This window comes from Nocardia sp. NPDC004068 (genome assembly GCF_042874315.1).
GTDB lineage: Bacteria > Actinomycetota > Actinomycetes > Mycobacteriales > Mycobacteriaceae > Nocardia.
In genome coordinates this window covers 128,229-146,690 of the sequence record NZ_JBIAMW010000015.1, presented here as the reverse complement: position 1 = coordinate 146,690, position 18,462 = coordinate 128,229, and the positions used below count along the sequence as shown (strand labels likewise).

Sequence of the window (18,462 nt, the reverse complement as noted above, 5' to 3'; positions counted from 1 at the left end):
GGGGAAACGGGCATCACCGACACCGCATTGATGCAATGAGAGAAAGTTGGATACATTCTTTCAGTGGATACAGTGTCGAATCCCGCCGTTCCGCGCCGGCACCCGGCGACACCGCGCAAGGTGCCGGGTCTGCGTCCGTTCGCCGTCCTGCTGGGCATCGGACGGCCCGACGCCCAGCGGTGGCGGGAGCTGGGGGAGGCGCTGCTGATCGGTGACGAGCCGATGGACCGGCTTGTCGAGTGGATGTCCGCCGAGGGCATGGCGCACACCCGCCCGCTGTTCGAGCGGGCGCTGGCCGAGGGCGTCGACGCGGTTCCCGACGCGCCCGAACCGCTGCGCGCGTTCTTCCTCCGCTACGAGACCCCGCCGGACTGGGTGGACTGGGAGCGAATTCGGCGCGCCGAGAAGGTGCTTCGCGTCGGCGGCACCGACGGGCTCTACATCGCCCGCGACGTCGCGCTGCTGGGCGGCTATCTGGCCTCGGGCTTCAACAAGACCCTCATCCGCACGGGAGCCCTGGAGAAGGGTCCGGCCAAGCGCTTCGCCGAGACCATGCAGTGGGCCCTGGACGTCGCCTCCGACGACGGGATGCGCCCCGGCGGGGTCGGCTACCGATCGACCCTGCGGGTGCGGCTCATCCACGCCCTCGTGCGCAGGCATGTGGCCGCGCTGCCCGACTGGGACGAGGCCGAGTGGGGCGTGCCCATCAATCAGACCGATATGGCCGCGACCCTCGTCGGCGCGCTCATCTCGCCGTTCGTCGGCGCCATGCCGATGGGCATCGTGCCCGCGCCCGGCGATCTCGACGCCGCCGCCCACCTCACCCGCTACGTGGGCTGGCTGATCGGCGTGCGAGAAGACTGGCTGCCCAACGGTTTCCGCGACGCGGTGCGTATCCTCTACCACTCCATGTGCGCCATCACCAATCCCGACGAGACCACCGCGCAGCTGGCCATGCCCATGGGCGACGACCCGCTGGGCTGGCACTACCGCAATCTGGCGGGGCTGCGCGGGCGCGTCGCGCGCGCCCAGCACCTGTCGATCGCGTCGGCCTTCCTCGGTCCGAAGGCGATGCGCCAACTCGGTCTGCCCGCCTACATGCCGCCGTGGTATCCGCTGCTGCGGATCCCGGTCAACCTCACCCGAAGCGGTGCCGCGTTGTTGCTGCCCGGCGGATTCGAGCGGGCGGCGGTGCGCGGACGGCGGGAGCAGGAGGCGTTCCTGCGCACCCTCATCGGCGAGCGCGACGCCGTGATCGGCGACTCCGCGCAGCACGTGACCCACGCCGCCTGAATCCCTTTCGGGGACGGACAAATCCGGCAAGTGCGTACGCGAGACCGTTTCCACGCCTAAGATCCTGCTGGGCCGAACGGCGCGAACGACCGGGTAACCCAACGGTTGCCGTGGTGGGCGGCGCGGTGCCGCGGAACCGGGCGATGTGGACTTGTCGGTGGCATGGGGCATGCTCTTGACACGCAGCTGTCTACGAACCCGCCCGGAGTGCACCATGTCGTCCCGTCGAACCAAGCCAGACCCGCTGTCGGACACCGAGATCCGGCGGATCGCCGCGGAGATCGCCAGCGGCCGTCCGCCGATGGTGTGGTTCACCGCGGCGGCCGTCGGCGTGCCCGAGGGACGATCGGGAAAGGTGGTGGCGCTCGGCGAACCGGCCGAGGGCGACTTCCTCCAGGTCCGTCCCACCGGATCCAAGGACGTGCTGTCGTTCTCGCCCACCGAGGTGACGCTGACCAAACCGGCCCGCCGCACCCCCGCGGCAGCGCAACCGCCCGCGAAGCAGACCAAGGCAACAAGGAAGGACACCGCTGTGACCCTGCCGTCGACCGTGCCCACGTCCGTCGCCCCGGCGCCGACGCCGCCGAGCCCCGCTCCGGCCGAAACCGCTGTCCCCGAGCCGAAATCGGCCCCGAGCGCGCCCGCCGCCGCGACGGCCGACAAGCCCGCGCCCAAACCCGCACCCGCCCGGCCCAAGGACAAACCCGCGACCGGCGCCCGCAAGACCAAGACGGTCGAGGTCACCGTCACCCTGTCCGGCACCGCCGACGGCGAGTGGACCGTCGACGTGGTCAACGGCAAGAAGCGCACCGTGCGCGGCCTGGCCGTCGCCGGTTCGGCCGTCGCGCAGGCCGCCAAGCTGCTGCACCCCGAGGTGGCCGAGGTGGTCGACTCGGTACTCGAGTCGGTGCGCTCCACCCAGCGTGCCAAGGTCGAACAGTTGCAGGCCGAACTCGAACAGGCCCGCAAGATGCTCGACGAGCTGTCCGGCTAACCGGCGTCGCGCACCGCGGCGTCGCGCCGCCAGCCCCGCCGCGCCGCCTCGGCGGGTTTGGGGTGGGGCGCGTCGTCGTGGAAGGCGTAGCCCAGCCCGTACGCCTTCGCGTGGTACATGGCCGAATCCGCCTCGCGCAGTAGGTCGTACACGGAGCGCTCGTCGCCGCGCGGGCCGTCGCAGGCGATGCCGATGCTGGCGCTGACCGACACCTCCCCGATGCTGAGTTCGAACGGGGTCGCGAAGGCGGCCAGCAGGCGTTCGGCCAGGACGGTCGCCGCGGCGCGGTCGGCGGCGGCGAGCACCACGAATTCGTCGCCGCCGTACCGCGCGGCGGCGTCGTCGCGGGGAATGATGCGCCGAATCCGGGCCGCCGCGTTGGCGATCAGCTCGTCGCCGACGCTGTGACCGTGCGTGTCGTTGATCGCCTTGAACCCGTCCAGATCGAGGAACAGCATCGCCAGCGCGTGCCCGACCCAGTGCTCCCGATTGCGGCCGGGCGTGCGCAGCAGGGCCGAGCGGTTGAGCAGACCGGTGAGCATGTCGTGGTCGGCCTGATACTGCGCGCGGCGCTCGCTGCGGGCGCTGCGCAGGATGGCCCGTTCGCTGCGCACCAGCACCCCGATGAGCAACACCGCCAGCAGCGACGACACCACCAGCCGATCGATGCTGCCCAGCCGCGAACCCACGCTCGGCACCAGCGAGGCCACCACCAGCGCCACCGCGATGACGCTCGCCCGCCGCCGCGACTGCTGCGCGAGGATGCGCCGCGGCCGCCCCAGGGTCACCATCGTCGGATGCAGTGCCGCCAGCCCCAACAGGACGTACGCGATCAGCATGAGCGGCAACACCATTGGGGTGTCGGCCCGCAGCGTGCCCGCCCGGACCAGGCCGCGGACCACATCGGCCAGCAGCAGCGCCAGCAGGCTCAGATGCACCAACCGCAGCGAAATCTCCGAGCGGCTCGAGGCCACCACCGAATGGGTGACCAGCGTGAGCAGCAGGGCGTCGAGCACCGGATAGGCCGCGCCGAGCAGCACCGACGCGGTCGGTGCGCTCGCGTCGTGCAGCACCGGCGAGATGAGGAACGTCCACGACGCCAGCAGCGCGCCCAGCCCGATGAGTCCGGAATCGAGGATCTGGTCCGGCGTGCAACTGTGGCTGCGGCGCGGGCGCAGCCACAGGAACGCCGCGACCCCCACGCCCGCGTACCCGGCCAGGGTGGCGGCGTCGGCGACGGGATGGGCCGGACCGTCGATCCGATCGCGCGGCAGCGCGCCGAGCGCGAACAGCGCGGCCGAGGCGGCGAGCGAGTACCAGGCCGCGGGTACCGGCGGCCGATACCGGCGCACGCCGACGGCGATCACGGTCAGCGTCGCGAGCACGACGAGGGCGGTCACGGTTCTGGCGCCACCGTCGTGGATCGGCGGTAGGGCCAAGTGGCTGGTGCCGACCACGGGTGTTTCGTCGAAAAACATCGCGCCCCCCTTGTCCGCTCCGTGAATCCTGCACAGCGACTTTCACGTTCGCGCGTTCGACGACGTGCCCTTTCGTCGCGAACGTGATCCGAGAGGTGGTGTCCCCACAGACGCGGCGACGGTCGAACCGTCGTCAGAATCTGGACAACCGACTTGATCATGTCACGAAAACCCGCGCGGCGGGGCCGATTTCCCATCGACACGCCTGTCGTTCCGGATGGAAACGTCTGGCGGGTCGCGGGTTTCGATCCGGCCGGGCGGGGAATGCTCCTCCCGGCATCGACGACATCGTCGCGGACACGCTCGACGGGGGGACGAACTGGCCCTGTGAGCGCTAACAACCCGCTAGTATCCGGACGACGACCCGACCGGTCGTCCGATTGATCCCCCCGACAGGAGAGCTGTATGCCGCCCGCTGCTGCGCCCCCAGGTCTTTTCGATACGGTGCTGGCCGAAGGCGCCACCCTGCGGCTGGACGCCGCACCCGTCGACTATGTCCTCGTCGCAATCTATTTCGTGTTCGTGCTGGGCATCGGCCTGCTGGCCCGGCAACGGGTGTCGTCGAGTATCGACTTCTTCCTGTCCGGCCGCTCGCTCCCGGCCTGGGTGACCGGCCTGGCGTTCATCTCCGCCAACCTCGGCGCGGTCGAGATCATGGGCATGTCCGCCAACGGCGCCCAGTACGGCATGCCGACCATGCACTACTTCTGGATCGGCGCGGTTCCGGCCATGCTGTTCCTCGGCGTGGTGATGATGCCGTTCTACTACGGCTCCAAGGTCCGCAGCGTGCCCGAGTTCATGCGGCGGCGCTTCGGCACCGGCGCGCATCTGGTGAACGCGGTCAGCTTCGCGCTCGCGCAGGTGCTGATCGCGGGCGTGAACCTGTATCTGCTGGGCTCGATCGTGAACGTGCTGCTGGGCTGGCCGCTGTGGGTGTCGGTGATCGTGGCCGCGGTGATCGTGTTGTCCTACATCACCCTCGGCGGACTGTCGGCGGCGATCTACAACGAGGTGTTGCAGTTCTTCGTGATCGTGGCGGCGCTGCTGCCGCTCACGCTGGTCGGCCTGCACCGCATCGGCGGCTGGGGCGGCCTGACGGACAAGGTGACCGCGCTGCCCGACGGCGATCAGCAGATCCACTCCTGGCCCGGCAACGAGCTGTCCGGCTTCTCGAACAACTTCCTGTCGGTCATCGGCATCGTGTTCGGTCTGGGCTTCGTGCTCTCGTTCGGCTACTGGACGACCAACTTCGTCGAGGTGCAGCGCGCGCTGGCCACGCATTCGATCTCCGCGGCCCGGCGTACGCCGATCATCGGCGCGTACCCGAAGATGTTCGTGCCCTTCATCGTCGTCATCCCCGGCATGGTGAGCGCGCTGCTGGTGCCGCAGATCCGCGACTACAAGGCGACCGGTCAGGGCGACGTCACCTACAACCAGGCGTTGCTGTATCTGATGAAGGACGTGCTGCCCAACGGTCTGCTCGGCGTGGCGCTGGCGGGTCTGCTGGCGGCGTTCATGGCCGGTATGGCCGCGAACATCTCGGCGTTCAACACGGTGTTCAGCTACGACCTGTGGCAGCAGTACGTGGTCAAGGACAAGCCGGACGGCTACTACCTGCGCATCGGCCGCCTGGCGACGGTCGGGGCGACGGTGATCGCCATCGGCACCGCGTTCATCGCCGGGAACTTCTCGAACATGATGGACTACCTGCAGACGCTGTTCTCCTTCTTCAACGCGCCGCTGTTCGCCACGTTCATCCTCGGCATGTTCTGGAAGCGGATGACCCCGACCGCCGGTTGGGTGGGCCTGGTCTTCGGAACCCTGTCCGCGGTGGTCATTTTCGTGCTGCACCAGTCCGACGTGTTCCACCTGTCGGGCCAGGGTTCGAGCTTCCTCGCCGCCGGTGTGGCGTTCGTGGTCGACATCGTCCTCAGCGTCGTCGTCAGCCAGGTCACCGCCCCCAAACCCCACGCCGAACTCGTCGGCCTGGTCTACTCCGAAACCCCCAAGGCCCAACTCACCGACCCCGACGCCGCGTCCCTGCCCTGGTACCAGCGCCCGGTCCTGCTGGCCGGAATAGCCCTGGTCATCGTCATCGCGCTGAACATCTTCGTCGGATAAGGAAGTGACGCAATGCTTTTCGACATCCGCACCATAGTCGGCACCCTACTCGGCCTCTACGGCCTCATCCTCCTCGTCACCGGCCTGGTAGCCGACGACGCCACCGACCAGGCCCGCTCCGGCGGCTGGAACACCAACCTGTGGGCGGGGGTGGGCATGCTCGTCGTGGGCGTGGCCTTCCTCGCCTGGGTTCGCTTGCGTCCGGTGAAGGAGCTGGTGCACGCGGCTCCGGAGAAGCCGGAGGAGCCTACGGCGGAAACGGCTGGGTAGGAAGGGAATTCGGGGACGCGACGGGCGAATCGCTCCGCCCGTCGTGTTTCCGTTGTCCGGCTCCCACCCGGACCGCCCCCGCGTCCCGTTGCCGCGAACCGGCCGCCGCCTGCGCACACCCCCTCGCGTGCATTCGGGCTCGGCTCAGTGCTTCGGTGAACGCCTCTCCGCGCAGCGCATTCGGGAGATCCTCGACGGATTCGATGGTCAAACAGGCGGCATACGACGAGGTTCCGCCGAATCCGGTGGCGAAGTACGAGGCCGGGAGATCACCGCTCTGGACGACAATTGTCGGAATCCGTTGTCCGAGTGCGGCTCCCACTTCGATATGCGTTCCGAAGCTCTGCCCGAGCAAGGCGACGACCAGATCACTGTTCAGTACGGCGTCCAGGCATTCACGCACGACGACGTCGGACGACACCCGTCGAACACCCCATCCGCTGACGTCGCGGTGGGGAAGGAACACTCGCCACCCCAGGGAACGCAGCGCCGCCTCGGCCGCTGTCAACGCCTGTCGCCACGGCGACGTTGCCGGAATGATGGATGTGCCTTGACCGATGAGACCGCTTCGCCCGTTCGGTGCCAGCATGGAAGTGAAAGGTCCTGCGAGATAAGCGGTATCGCCGGTTCCCGCCCCGCTGCCTCCGTACGTCTCGCTTGCCACATCGTTCCCCTCGGTTCGTTTCGAACGGTGTCCGAACAGGATCCACGTCCGATCGAGGGCGCGCTACCCGACACGCGTGCGGGGATCCGCGCGCGGGAGTCATTCCACCACGGCGAGCAATGACATCAAGCCTTGGTCGGAGCGTGTTTCTCCGGTGGAACGCAAAGCCTCTCGCGCAGCGGTCAAGTCCCCTGGCGGCAGTACGATTCGGGTGTTTCGCACGGCGTTCGACGTGTCGTCGATTCCCCAGTTGTATACTGCCCGGAAGAGCGTGCTCAATTCCGGTTCGTTACCGTCCAGATAGGACATATAGGCCGCGATGCCTTCGTGGCGAAGTCCGATGCCCGCCTCCTGCAAGGCGCGTGCCACGGCCACGAGGGCCCGATAGGAGTAATCGAGCGCCTTCCGTTCCTTCGCGGCAATGGCTTGCAGGAGGGTCATCTGGGCGAGGAATATTCCGTTCCCGCGTTGTATCGCCGCCATTCTGCCTCGCGCCGCGACCTCGGACAGGAGAACCGCGCCGGTAGTCCCGAACGCGTTGGGATTCAATCCGAACAGCAGCGAGACCGCGTCCAATCCGAGGCTGACTATCTCCTGCTTCTCGATCAAGACGTGCGGGTACTCGTCCAACAGCCTGCGGTGACGCATTTGCAGATCCTCGAAGTGGCGCCGAGCGGGTTGTGATGAATCTCGAAGTGCCGGAAGGGAACCGAGCGCCGTGGCCTCACCGCCGAGGACCGAGGCGATCTCGTATGCGCGGAAATCCTCGGGAATCGCCTCGGCAGTCTCGTATTCACCGACCGCGCGCAACAGTCTCTCCTGCCGAGTCGCCGCATCGTGTTTCGGTAGGAGGCCGACGGTGAGTCGAAGATCGATGGCGGCCTTCAGTCGAGCCGTGTGTTCGTCGGTCGTTCGGGGAAGCATCTGCCGCGCGGCGCCGAGCGTTGTCAGGGCGGACTCGGGCTCGCCCCGCTTGTTCAGCAGCCTGGCCAGGAGATATCGGACAGCGATCAATTGCCACGGCTCTCGCAGTGAATAGTGCGCGGGGCGGGAGAGAATATCCCGAAGGAGACTGTCCATGGCCACGCCGCCATAGAAGAGTTCGGACATGTCTTCCCACAATTGGTGCAGGCCGTCCGCCGAAGCGGCGATCCGTGCTATCAATCGTCCCGCAAGCAGATCGAGTGAGCTGTCGCGATGCTCCGGTGCGCGAGTGATCTGAAGGATGTGCTGTCGTGATCGCAGGAACTCCACGATGTTTCGCAGGGGCATGGCGTACAGGCGATTGCAGATGCCTGCCGTATTTCTTCGGCAGACCATGCCGCACACAATTTCTCCGTCCTCGCCGGCGATTCCGACAGGCCCGCCGGAGAGGCCGCGGAGCGCCGCATAGGCCGAGCTGATGCTGTCGGTGGGTTCGAGCATGTCCCGTTCGAGTTGCCCGAGTTCAGCCACCGCCAGGTCGAGGTAGTCACCTTCTCGGGTCTGTTCGAGGCCGGACAGCCGGGCCCGCAGAGTGACGAGTCGGGTATCCACTCCGCAGGCGGCTCCACGCACGAAGGCCGCGCCGGCAGCGGTGACCGGGCGGCATCGCACAGGCGCGCCGAGGTATTGGTCGCAATGGAGCAGACTGATGTCCGAAGCGGCGGAGAGTCCGCACGTGACGACCCGAACCGGCGCGGCCGTCGTGCCGCTCTCGATCGAAAGTTCTTCGCGCACTCGACCGCCCAGTCGAATCGAATGAGCGGTCGAGAGCAGATACGAACCCGTATTCGCGGAATCGAGAACAGGTACTCTGAAGCACGATCCGAGAACCGTCCCTCCCGCCTCTCGAACCACGTATGTCGCCTTCTCGAGGCTGCTTCCGGGTGCCGCCATTCCACTAAACCTCGCTGTGCAACAATCCTTCGCGCTCGCTCAGCAGTGCCTGTTGCGGCGAACCGAGCAGGGATTTCGCGTGCTCGCCCAGGAGCCAGAGCAACGCTGCCTCGACTTCTTCGCTTCCATCGTGCTCCACGCGCAACCGTCGGAAATGAACGAGCACGTCCGATCGGCTCGGTGGGCGGCCGGCGTCGCCGGATGCCTTGACGTACATGAGGATCGACCAGCGCAACCGATCCTCCGCCGACCTTCCGAAGACCACTCCGCGATCCAGCAATTCGACCAGGCAGGTCGCCGCGGCCGCTGATATACCGGAGACCGCGGTGGCCGCGGCGGTACCGGCGGGAAGGGATGCGGCCATACTGGGCACCAATGCCTCGACGAAGTCTCGGACGGGAGCGCTGTATTTCGAAATCGCGATCCTGAAAGGCCCGATCGCCACGGCCGCCAAGTCACGCTGCTGGCCGATCAGCAGTCCGCGCTCGGTGAGGGTTTGACAGCAGAGCCAGAAGTCTTCGGCCGCAACGCCGCTTCCGGTAACTTCCTGCCATTCCTCTGCCAGGTAGCGGGCCACATCGTTCGAAGGACCGGTCACCGGGAGTGACCTGCCGCCATTTCGTCCGCCAGTTCTTTGCATGCCGCTACCACATTGTCGGTGCCGATGATGTGGTCGAGTAGAATGGTTCGCGCCATTTCGGCATTGTCGGGTTGCATGCCCACGATGTACTTTTCCATCGCCACCGCATAGCCGAGTTCGAGAGTCGTACTGGGACCCATGTAGCCATCGGGATTCACGATGAAGACGACGTCGGCTTTCGCGATCCTGTTCAAATGCGCGAAGGTGGCACCCTTCCATGCCAGGCTCCACGACTCCTCGGGCTGCCCCCGGAAAAGTGTGTCCAACTTGTGTAAGGGTGGGGCCAGAACAATGAAACCGTGGTTACGTAATTCGGTTGCGGCAGTGGTGATTTCCGTGCGCATCTTTCCGCTGCCGCAAAGGGTTATCTTCGTCGTCACTCGTCCGTGGTCCTTTCTCATATTTTGTCGTATTCGTTGCCGGTAGGTTTGTAGGATGGTCCCAACAACGCCCTTCTCCGACTACGGGCGTTCACAGAAGCGCGACCGTCCGGTCCTATCCCTCGGGCGACCAGTTCGCCCACCCAGGTGGCGAACGGGGTTCCGACGGTGTGATCCAGAATTCGATGGTGAACCATCTCCCGCGGTGTCTGGGAAGCCGCAGTGAGCCCGTGACCACAACCCGAGCCCTCGGTGTGCAGGCCCGCGCGACTGACGATCGTTCTTATGTCCGATTCGGTGACACGGTGCAACGGGCGAATGACCTCGACATCCCTGATGCCGTTGGCGAGCAACTGCTGCCTGGGTGGTTCGTCGGTATCCACCCTGTGCTGGCCGACCAGAGCGTCGATCCAGGGAATCAGTTCCCCCGTGCCCGCGCTGCCGAAGGCGTTCGCCTCGGACCACAGGCGGTCCACCAGTTCCGCGAAATGCCGCCGCTCGAATCGCTCGTGCCCCAGCACATGTCGATCGATGTGCAGGAGGGCCTCTTTGAGCAGCGACGCGGAGGCGTCGGTCAGATGATGACCGAAGGCCACGCGCGGAATGTCGTTCATCACCGCGAACGAATTGAGGGCGAGGGCCTTCACGCTGTAACAGTGCGTACACGGTGTCGTGCCCGTCATGATGGTCTCGCCGCCGAGTTCGTCCAAAGTGTCGAGTCGGCGGCGGAGTTCGAGGGTGACGGGGGCGGTGTGATCGGCTCGGGGACGACGTGCGTTCACCACCTCCACCGTCAGGTCGTGTTCGCGCGCCGATCGGACGATCCTTTCCGCCCAGCCCGACGAGTACGCCATATCCACCGTCACCGCGACATGCTCGACCCCTAGTTCCCGAAGTGCCAGGCAGAGCAGTAGTGAATCCTTCCCACCGGAAAAGGCGACCGCTGTGCACTTTTCGTCGGGCATCAAATTGTGTGCGATGATCTCACTTTCCACGTTGATCAGGAATGACTTCGGCAGGTCGAGCATCGGACATCCTCGGCAGGGAGCCACGTCTCAGGCGTAACTCTTGGCGTACACCCCCGAGGCGGCGTTCAGGCTGTTTGTATTCACCACTCCGGCTACGGGAACCCCGGCTTCCCGCCCTCAGTGTCATGGATGAGAGCCTTCTGCACAAGGAAATGCGGGGATGTCCGGAACCTGCCGCTGTGACCGAAATGGTCGCTGTGAAATTTCATTCGTACGGGAAGGTTATGTTCGGACCATTCTTCCCGGAGGGACCTGGTCGAAAGGATGCCTGTACGCGAGGGAGATGTACCTACGGCCGATCTGTGCCCGGATATAGGGGTTGACGCTGTTTCGGCAGAGGCCTTCAGCCCTCCGCCACCCGCTGCGCGGTCGCGTAGGCCAGATGCAGGAAATCCGCCCCCGCCAAGGCGGCCAGCCCGTCCACCAACAATCGCGTGGTCCGCGGCGCGAACACATGGCCGATCGTCATCGCCGTCACCACCCACACGTCGAAACAGAACGGGCAGGTCAGCAGTTCGCTCAGGCTTTTCTCGACTCCTGAGTCCGCTTTCGGCTCGTCGTTGACCTCGCCCGGGCCGCCGTCGTCGGCGCGGCGGGCGACGGGGGCGCGGAGGGGTTCGGTGACGGCGGCCTTGGTGACCAGGCGGGAGAGTTTCTGGGCGGCAACGGCGGTGGTGAAGATTTCCCGGAGGGTCATGGCGCGGGGGAGGGGGCGGCCGGTGAGGTGGACCGCTGCGGCGGTCGCGAGGACCAGGGCGGCGTAGACGGTCATGACGAGGCGGTAGCCCGCCAGGCTCGCTCGGTCGTCGCGCACAGGTCGGCCTCCTTCGGTCGTGAACTCCTCCGGTCCCGGCTTCCCCGCGTGGCTCGCGCGAAACCGGGACCGGGGATCCGGCGGGGTCAGCGCGCGGGGAAGGGCTGGTTGATCGTCGTGAAGTACTGTGCCGCCGCGGCGATCGCGATGGGGGCGGTGACGAACAGCTGGCCCAGCAGGGTGCCGAGGGCGCCGACGGCGACGATCCCGCCGAGGCAGCCGACGACGGCGGCGGGGACGAACGGGCCGAACATGCCGACGAGGGTGGCGGCGGCGACCGTGGCGCCCGCGATTCCGCCCAGGACGCAACCGATTCCGGCGCCGCCGATGCCGCCGACGAGGGTGCCGATGGTCGCGCCCGCGCCGATGGTGCTGGTCATCCGGCTCCACGCGGCCTGTTCCCGCTCGTACGGGGTCTTCCAGGGCGCGCTGTCCTCGAAGGGGAGCGCGACCGGGCGGTAGACGGCGTGCGTCGGGTCCAGGCGCGGGGTGAGGGTGGCGGTGCGGTCGGCGATGTCGGCGGCGATGGGGAAGACGAAATCGTCCACACGGAAGGACAATTCGGCGCCCGCGAGGACGGTGCCGTCCTCGGCTCGGATCGTGAGGACACTGTCGTCCGCAGTCAGGGAGCCGGAATCGATTGCGACGGTGGTGGATTCGCCGCCGAGGGTCAGGGCGTAGCCGACCGCGCCGTCGGTCGCCGCGCTCGCCGTACCGGTGCTGGCGATCGCCGCGCTCAGGGCGGTGGCCGCGGCGAGCAGGATGGTGCGCATAGGAAGGGAACCTCTTGTGTGTCTGGGGGTTTCGATGTTTGCTGTGCGAATGCCGACGCTCCCGAATCCGGGCATGCGGCGGCAGCTCGTCGTCCCGCTCATCGGGCGGGAACGACGCGTAGATCTCCGGCTAACTCGTGGCGGCCCGCCCCCTGATCGCGCCCACGAGCACGTCCACGATCAAGAACCCCACCAGGCTGACGCCGACCAATGGCGCGAACCACCCCACCAGCACGGCCGCCGCCGCGACCGGCAGCACCACGACCACCGGCGTCCGCCGCAACACCCCGCGGTGCGGCGCGCGTCCCACCGCGAAGCCGTCGCGAGTCGGCCTGCGCCGCCACCACATCAGATAGCCGCGCACGATCACCGTGAGCAACGCGACCATCGTCACCAGCAGCAACAGCTGGTTCGCGAGCCCGAACAGCAGACCCATGTGCAGTGCGATACCCCAGTTGGTGAGCTTGGCCATCAGCGGCCAGTCCGCGTACCGCAGCGTGTCGACCACCGCGCCGGTCGCCCCGTCGACCGCGATGGCGTCCTGGGTGTACTGCCCGGACAGGCGGCGCTCCTTCGCGACGAAGGCCACCCCGTCGCTCGCGGGAATCGAGATCTCCAGCGGTCCGCTCACCTCGTGCTCGCGCGCGACCGCGAACACCTTGTCCAACTGGGCGATTCGCTCCGCCGACGCGGAGGTGGGCATGGAATGACCGCCGTGCTCGGCGTGCTCACCGCCCGTACCCTGCGGGGCCGGGACGCCGGGCAGCGCGCTCGACACCGCCGGAGTCGTCCAGCTCAGCCGCGCGCGCAGCGTATCGATGTGCGCCCCGGCGTAGGTCGACCACGTCATGCCCGTCGCGGACAGGAACAGCACCGGCAACAGCACCCACATCCCCACGACCCCATGCCAATTCAACGTCCGGCGGCGACCGTCGCGGGACCGATCCGGCCGCAGCAGCCAGCCCACCGAACGCCGTTCTCGCCGGGACCGCACCCGCCGCCACCACAGCACCAGCCCGGCGAGCGCGACGATCCACAACCACGACGCCGCCAGCTCGCTGTAGAGCCGCCCGGGCTCACCGAGATGCAGGCTCCGATGCAGTTGATCGATCCAGGTGCGCATCGGCAGCGCCCCGGAGCTGCCGTAGACCACGCTGTCGCCGACCGGTCGCGCGGTCGCGGGATCGACGAACACCGCGCGCCGCTCGGATTCGCCCAGCGACGGATCGGTGAACAGCACGCGGGTGGTGTCCCCCGGATTCTGGGCCGGGGCCACCGCGTTCAGCGCGAGGTCCGGCCGGGTGGCGACCGCCGCCGCGACCTGGTCGGCCAGCGGCCGCGCGGGTCCGCTCGAATCCATGTGCAGCAGACCGCGATCCACGATCGACTCCAGCGTGGGCGCGATCGAGTACAGCGCCCCGGTGAGGGCGGCGACGAGGATGAACGGTGCCACGAAGACACCGGCGTAGAAGTGCAGTCGCAGGGCCAACGCCACGAAGGCGTTGCGCGGCTTGGTTTTCGGGGTACCGGAGGGTTCCGGCGACGGCCGCGACGATTCGTCGTCGACGGCCGGATTCTCGATGATGCTCAAGGGTGATGCTCCTGTTCGAGGGCACCCGTCGGCGCGCGTCGTCCGGGGACGACGCGTGGTTCCGGCAGACGACCACCGGCGTACCCGAGGGACGAGCCGACGCCGATGCGAGACGAGCGCCGATGCCCCTCAGGACTCACCGGCGGCACCGGCGGCGGCCGCCGTCGACGACGCGCGCGAAAACCGTTGCTACGGACGGGTGTTGAATGAATTCAGACTCGAACCGAACGCGGCGGCCCGCGCGTGCGGAAGGTGTCGGCCGCGAGGATCCGCAGCACGACCCGATCCCGATGCACCGGCCGCGGCCGCGACGGCCCCTCGGCCGGAATCCGCGGCAGCCCCGGCAGCACGCGCCTCAGCACGGCCGTACCGATCCGATAGGCGCCCTCCGCCCCGAGGATCACCACCGCCGCGCACACCGCCGCCACCACGTGCGCCGCCAGCATCGCCGGACTCCACAGCGACCGCTCGTGCGGCATCGACATCATCCCGGCCGACAACGCCGCGTGCCCGAGCACCTGCCCCGCCACCAGCGCGCCGACCAGTCCGAACGCCGAATCCCGCAGTCGCCCCACCCCGGCCACCGACGTCCCCACGACGGCCGCCACGGCGACGAGCAGCGCGACCGTCGTCGACGACACCCCCATCCCCTCGGAGGCCCACCCGTGCGCCGCCACGGCCAACGCCCCCGAAACCGCCCCGGCAGACGCGCCGCGCACGCATGCCGTCGTCGAAACGCCCCCGGCCGACGCGCCGCGCATGCGGGCCGACGGTGAAACGCCCCCGGCCGCCGACGTACGGAGCGTTCGGGCCGACACAGAAACGACCCCGGCCACCGACGTCCGGCGCGTCCGCGCCGACGCCCGCTGGCGGCCGGGGTCGATTCTCACCCGCTGATGATAACGGACTGCTTACGCCGTAAATCCCACTCGTTCGGGAGCGGTCAGTCGGCGGCGACCTCCATCTCCACCAGCGGCTTGCGCAGCAGTTTGCCGGTGGCGTTGCGCGGGAGTTCGTCGAGGAAGATCACCTCGCGCGGGACCTTGTAGCGGGCCAGGTTGGCCTTGACGTAGTCCTTGATCTCCTGGGCGTCGCGGGAGCTGTCGGGCGCGGGAACGACGAAGGCGCGCAGGCGTTTTCCGAATTCGCGGTCGTCCACGCCGACGACGGCGGCCTCGAGGACGTCGGGCCGGTTGGCGATGAGGTGCTCGACCTCCTGGGGGAAGACGTTCTCGCCGCCGGAGACGATCATGTCGTCGTCGCGGCCGTCGATGAACAGCAGCCCGTTCTCGTCGAAATGGCCCACGTCGCCGGAGGACATCATGCCGTCGACCGTCTCCTTGGTGCGGCCGTCGGTGTACGCCTTGAACGAATGCGCGTTCTCGATGAAGATCGTGCCGGTCACATGCGGCGCGGTGATGCGCTTGCGGTTCTCGTCGTAGAGCGCGAGCCGGATGCCCACCGGCGGTTTACCCGCGGTGCTCGGCGCGATACGGAGATCCTGCGGGGTGGCTACGGTGATGATCGCGCATTCGGTGGAGCCGTAGACGTTGTAGAGCACGTCGCCGAAGTAGTCGAGGCTGCGGGTGACCACGTCCGGCGGAATCGCCGAACCCGCCGCGAAGATCATCCGCAGCGACGACACGTCGTACTTGGCGAGGGTCTCCGCGGGCAGATCGAGCATGCGCTGCAACATGGTCGGCACCACAACCAGCGAGGTCGCCTTGTGCTCGGCGATATTGGCGAGCGTCCGCTCCGGATCGAACCGGCGCTGCTGGAAGATCATCCGGTTGCCCAGGGCCAGGCCGAGGGTGAACTGCGACAGGCCGGTCGCGTGGAAGACCGGCGCGGCCACCACCATGGAACCGTTGCGCGGCAACGGGATTCGATCCAGGAACTGCGCCGAGATGAACGGGCTGACCTTCTCGCGCGGCGCGCCCTTGGGGGTGCCGGTGGTGCCGCTGGTGAGGATGACCATGCCGCCCGGCTTCTCCGGCGCGGGCATCGGAGCGCCCGACTGCCCGGCCATCAGCGAATCCAGCGTCGGGGTCGCCGGATCCACGCCGTCCTGCTCGTCCACCCAGGTCAGGATGCGCGGGATGTCGGCCGGGATGGCGCTCATCAGCTCCACGAACTCGCTGTCGTGCAGCACCGCCTTGACCTTCTCGCGGGCGGCGACATCGGCGAACTGCGGTTTGGCGAAACCGGTGTTCATCAGCACCGCGCGCACCCCGAGCTTGCCGGTCGCGGTCAGGGCCAGCACCATGCCCCGGTGATCGCGGGCCAGCAGCGCCACCACATCGCCCTGCCCGAGGCCCTGCGCGGCCAGCGCGCGGGCGAGTTGGTTGGACTTCTCGTCGACCTCGCCGAAGGTCATCTCGCCGTGCTCGTCGAGCAGGGCCGGATTGTTCGGGGTGAGCTGCGCGGCGTGCATGAGCACCCCCGCGAACGGGCCGTACTTGCCGACATTGAGCGCCGAGCGCAGCGCGTGATCCGGACGCAGGGGATTGAACAGGCCGCGCTTGCGCATGGCGTTGACGCTCAGCGCGAGATCTCCGGCCTTACGGAGCGCAGTGCTTGCTGACGGAAGGACAGCTGACATAGGTACAACCTTCCGCGATACCGCCGGGGGTGGCTGGCGGACCGCAACATCGAGATCCAGTGCAGCGCTAACCCTAGCAAGCACCGCGGTCCGGCTGTGGTCAGCGTCTCTGTAACCGAGAGTAGCGCTATTACCCCGCCGCGATGTGATCCCGAGCCCGTGGCCCCTATCTCATTCCGGGCCGCGCTCCGCCGGAATGCGGTACTCGATCAGCTCGCGGCGCAGCAGTTTCCCGGTGGCGTTGCGCGGCAGGTCGTCGAGGAAGATCACCTCGCGCGGGACCTTGTAGCGGGCGAGGTTGCTCTTGACGTAGGACTTGATCTCCTCGCCGTCAGGGGTGGCGCCGGGTTCGGGAACCACGAAGGCGCGCAAGCGTTTTCCGAATTCCGCGTCGTCCACGCCGACCACCGCGGCGTCGAAGATGTCGGGGCGCTCGAGCAGCAGGTTCTCGACCTCTTGGGGGAAGACGTTCTCGCCGCCGGAGACGATCATGTCGTCGTCGCGGCCGTCGACGAACAGCAGACCGTGCTCGTCGATGTGCCCGACGTCGCCGGAGGACATGAAGCCGTCGATGATCTGCTTGTGCCGCCCGTCGGTGTAGCCCTCGAAGGGCGCGCCCGAGCGGATGAAGATGCGGCCGGGCACATTGCGCTCGTGGACGCGGCGGTCCTGGTCGTCGAACAGGGCGACCTCGCAGGTGATCGGCGCGCGTCCCGCGGTGCCCGGGGCGAGCGCGAGGTCCTTCGGATTCGCCACGGTCGCGATCGCGCATTCGGTCGAGCCGTAGAGGTTGTAGAGGACGTGACCGAACGCCTCGGTGGCCCGGACGGTCAGCTCCGGCGAGAGCGCGGAACCGGCCAGCAGCACGGTCTTCAGCGCGGACAGATCGTATTTCGCGCGGATCTCCGGATCCAGCTCCACCATCCGGTGCAGCATGGTCGGCACGGCGACCAGCATCTCGACCTTGTGCTCGGCGAGCAGGCGCAGCGTCTTCTCGGCGTCGAAGCGGCGGGTCAGCACGACGGTATTGCCGTAGCCCGCGGCCGCGAGCCAGGTCGCCAGGCCGGTGCTGTGGAAGATCGGCGAGACGATCATCATCATGCCCTGGTGCGGGAAGGGGATGCGGTCGATCATCTGCGCGGTCGACAGCGGCGAGATCGTGCTGCGCGGCGCGCCCTTGGGCAGGCCCGTGGTGCCGCTGGTGAGGATGATGAACCCGCCGGGCGCGTCGGGCAGCGGCAGCGGTTCGGTGGAGTTCGCGGCGATGAGACCGTCCGCGGTGACGGCGTTCTCGGGCAGCTCGACGCCCTCGTCGACCCACGTCAGCACGCGCGGCAACTCCGGCGGCAGCGCGTCGAGCAGGCCGATGAACTCGCTGTCGTGCAGCACGGCCCTGACCTTCTCGCGCTGGCACACCTCCGCGAACTGCGGTTTGGCGAACCCGGTGTTCATCAGCGCCAGCCGCACCCCGATCTTCCCCGCCGCGACCATCGCCAGCAGCAGCCCCCGATGATCCCGCGCCAGAATCCCGATCACCTGCCCCGGCTCGATCCCCATCCCCCGCAGCCCCCGCCCGAGCGCCGTCGACCGCTCGTCCAGCTCCCGATAACTCATGCTCCCGAGCTCATCGATCAGCGCCGCCCGCCCCGGCCACACCCGCGCCGCATGCCGCACCATCGTCGCCTGCGGCCCCAGCACCTTCACCTCTTTGACGGTCCGCAACGTCTCCGCCGGATTCCCCAGATCAATGAACCGCCGCTGCTGCAACACCGCCAGCCCCCGCACCGTCTCGACCCCCAGCGCCACCCTGCGCCCCAGCCCACCCAGTACAGAAGCCATCTCGACCACCTTCGACACCACCACTTCCTCCGCCCTTCCCCAGGGCCGTGTGGTGTGGACGGTAGCAGGGGAGTGTGACGGGGGATACAGAAATTCG

The 18,462-nt window shown here is 67.8% G+C and carries 16 protein-coding genes; 4 read left to right on the top strand and 12 right to left on the bottom strand.

Annotation, left to right across the window (positions count from 1 at the left end):
• Positions 1-72 precede the first annotated feature (72 nt).
• Together ACFYTQ_RS30935 and ACFYTQ_RS30930 are read left to right on the top strand one after the other, a co-directional pair.
• The gene (locus ACFYTQ_RS30935) at positions 73-1,293 is read left to right on the top strand and encodes an oxygenase MpaB family protein (RefSeq protein WP_387368708.1); all 1,221 of its coding nucleotides are present in this window, start codon (positions 73-75) and stop codon (positions 1,291-1,293) included.
• Between the two features lie 214 nt (positions 1,294-1,507).
• A complete protein-coding gene (locus tag ACFYTQ_RS30930; protein ID WP_387368660.1) occupies positions 1,508-2,287 on the top strand; it encodes a DUF6319 family protein in 780 nt (259 codons plus the stop codon).
• On the opposite strand, the gene ACFYTQ_RS30925 is transcribed toward ACFYTQ_RS30930, so the two are convergent.
• A complete protein-coding gene (locus ACFYTQ_RS30925; protein WP_387368658.1) occupies positions 2,284-3,765 on the bottom strand; it encodes a diguanylate cyclase domain-containing protein in 1,482 nt (493 codons plus the stop codon). The genes ACFYTQ_RS30930 and ACFYTQ_RS30925 overlap by 4 nt on opposite strands.
• A gap of 405 nt (positions 3,766-4,170) precedes the next feature.
• On the opposite strand from ACFYTQ_RS30925, the gene ACFYTQ_RS30920 reads away from it, so the two are divergent.
• Positions 4,171-5,886, top strand: a complete 1,716-nt coding sequence (locus ACFYTQ_RS30920; protein ID WP_387368656.1) for a sodium:solute symporter family protein — start codon at positions 4,171-4,173, stop codon at positions 5,884-5,886.
• 12 nt (positions 5,887-5,898) lie between these two features.
• Positions 5,899-6,156, top strand: coding sequence for a hypothetical protein (locus tag ACFYTQ_RS30915; RefSeq protein ID WP_387368654.1), 258 nt, complete (start codon positions 5,899-5,901; stop codon positions 6,154-6,156).
• On the opposite strand, the gene ACFYTQ_RS30910 is transcribed toward ACFYTQ_RS30915, so the two are convergent.
• The 11 genes from ACFYTQ_RS30910 to ACFYTQ_RS30860 form a co-directional block, all read right to left on the bottom strand.
• Positions 6,134-6,820, bottom strand: a complete 687-nt coding sequence (locus ACFYTQ_RS30910) for a hypothetical protein (protein ID WP_387368652.1) — start codon at positions 6,818-6,820, stop codon at positions 6,134-6,136. The two genes, ACFYTQ_RS30915 and ACFYTQ_RS30910, sit on opposite strands and share 23 nt — an antisense overlap.
• A 99-nt stretch (positions 6,821-6,919) precedes the next feature.
• Positions 6,920-8,539, bottom strand: coding sequence for a hypothetical protein (locus ACFYTQ_RS30905; RefSeq protein ID WP_387368650.1), 1,620 nt, complete (start codon positions 8,537-8,539; stop codon positions 6,920-6,922).
• 163 nt (positions 8,540-8,702) lie between these two features.
• The gene (locus tag ACFYTQ_RS30900; RefSeq protein ID WP_387368648.1) at positions 8,703-9,296 is read right to left on the bottom strand and encodes a hypothetical protein; all 594 of its coding nucleotides are present in this window, start codon (positions 9,294-9,296) and stop codon (positions 8,703-8,705) included.
• Complete coding sequence (locus tag ACFYTQ_RS30895) at positions 9,293-9,718, bottom strand: nucleoside 2-deoxyribosyltransferase (RefSeq protein ID WP_387368646.1); 426 nt, start codon at positions 9,716-9,718, stop codon at positions 9,293-9,295. The genes ACFYTQ_RS30900 and ACFYTQ_RS30895 overlap by 4 nt, the downstream gene beginning before the upstream one ends.
• 17 nt (positions 9,719-9,735) lie before the next feature.
• The gene (locus ACFYTQ_RS30890; protein ID WP_387368644.1) at positions 9,736-10,746 is read right to left on the bottom strand and encodes a hypothetical protein; all 1,011 of its coding nucleotides are present in this window, start codon (positions 10,744-10,746) and stop codon (positions 9,736-9,738) included.
• Between the two features lie 343 nt (positions 10,747-11,089).
• Positions 11,090-11,560: a DUF1360 domain-containing protein gene (locus ACFYTQ_RS30885; RefSeq protein ID WP_387368643.1), complete on the bottom strand. Its 471-nt coding sequence runs from the start codon at positions 11,558-11,560 to the stop codon at positions 11,090-11,092.
• Between the two features lie 86 nt (positions 11,561-11,646).
• Positions 11,647-12,333 carry a hypothetical protein gene (locus tag ACFYTQ_RS30880; RefSeq protein ID WP_387368641.1) on the bottom strand — a complete coding sequence of 229 codons (687 nt, stop codon included), beginning with the start codon at positions 12,331-12,333 and terminating at the stop codon, positions 11,647-11,649.
• 130 nt (positions 12,334-12,463) lie between these two features.
• The gene (locus ACFYTQ_RS30875; RefSeq protein ID WP_387368639.1) at positions 12,464-13,924 is read right to left on the bottom strand and encodes a PepSY-associated TM helix domain-containing protein; all 1,461 of its coding nucleotides are present in this window, start codon (positions 13,922-13,924) and stop codon (positions 12,464-12,466) included.
• 212 nt (positions 13,925-14,136) lie between these two features.
• Positions 14,137-14,685 carry a hypothetical protein gene (locus tag ACFYTQ_RS30870; RefSeq protein WP_387368637.1) on the bottom strand — a complete coding sequence of 183 codons (549 nt, stop codon included), beginning with the start codon at positions 14,683-14,685 and terminating at the stop codon, positions 14,137-14,139.
• A gap of 182 nt (positions 14,686-14,867) precedes the next feature.
• Positions 14,868-16,526, bottom strand: a complete 1,659-nt coding sequence (locus ACFYTQ_RS30865; protein ID WP_387368635.1) for an acyl-CoA synthetase — start codon at positions 16,524-16,526, stop codon at positions 14,868-14,870.
• A gap of 171 nt (positions 16,527-16,697) precedes the next feature.
• Positions 16,698-18,365 (bottom strand): acyl-CoA synthetase, encoded by a 1,668-nt coding sequence (locus tag ACFYTQ_RS30860; RefSeq protein WP_387368633.1) that lies wholly within the window; start codon positions 18,363-18,365, stop codon positions 16,698-16,700.
• Between the last annotated feature and the right edge of the window lie 97 nt (positions 18,366-18,462).

Coding starts and splice junctions, on each gene's coding strand:
- ACFYTQ_RS30920 (WP_387368656.1), top strand. CDS start 4,171: ATGCCGCCCGCTGCTGCGCCCCCAGGTCTTTTCGATACGGTGCTGGCC.
- ACFYTQ_RS30865 (WP_387368635.1), bottom strand. CDS start 16,526: ATGTCAGCTGTCCTTCCGTCAGCAAGCACTGCGCTCCGTAAGGCCGGA.
- ACFYTQ_RS30915 (WP_387368654.1), top strand. CDS start 5,899: ATGCTTTTCGACATCCGCACCATAGTCGGCACCCTACTCGGCCTCTAC.
- ACFYTQ_RS30870 (WP_387368637.1), bottom strand. CDS start 14,685: ATGCGCGGCGCGTCGGCCGGGGGCGTTTCGACGACGGCATGCGTGCGC.
- ACFYTQ_RS30890 (WP_387368644.1), bottom strand. CDS start 10,746: ATGCTCGACCTGCCGAAGTCATTCCTGATCAACGTGGAAAGTGAGATC.
- ACFYTQ_RS30930 (WP_387368660.1), top strand. CDS start 1,508: ATGTCGTCCCGTCGAACCAAGCCAGACCCGCTGTCGGACACCGAGATC.
- ACFYTQ_RS30925 (WP_387368658.1), bottom strand. CDS start 3,765: ATGTTTTTCGACGAAACACCCGTGGTCGGCACCAGCCACTTGGCCCTA.
- ACFYTQ_RS30860 (WP_387368633.1), bottom strand. CDS start 18,365: ATGGCTTCTGTACTGGGTGGGCTGGGGCGCAGGGTGGCGCTGGGGGTC.
- ACFYTQ_RS30880 (WP_387368641.1), bottom strand. CDS start 12,333: ATGCGCACCATCCTGCTCGCCGCGGCCACCGCCCTGAGCGCGGCGATC.